Annotated in this window: 1 pseudogene; it reads left to right on the forward strand. The window is 55.1% G+C overall.

Annotated features, from left to right (window positions below):
* Nucleotides 1–265, forward strand: a pseudogene (locus FDX11_RS01640) (phage tail protein); the annotation flags it as partial.

The raw sequence follows: 265 nt of genomic DNA on the forward strand, positions 1-265 counted from the left end.
GCAGCGGAACTGCATTTACTACAGAACTGATAGCCGGTGATTTTATTGTCGCTACTGTTGGCGGCATTCCTTACACCCTCCCGGTTAAGACCGTTAACAGCAACACATCAGCAACGCTGGTGAGTAATTTCACCGGGCCAACGCAGTCAGGTGCAGCCTGGTCTGCCGTCCCGCGTGTAGCTCTTAATATGGTTACCGCCGCGCTGGTGGCTCAGAGTGCTGAGGCGCTTCGCGGCCTGAATTACGACAAGCAGAACTGGCAGCA

It is taken from the genome of Citrobacter sp. wls714, assembly GCF_005281025.1.
Classification (GTDB): domain Bacteria; phylum Pseudomonadota; class Gammaproteobacteria; order Enterobacterales; family Enterobacteriaceae; genus Citrobacter; species Citrobacter werkmanii.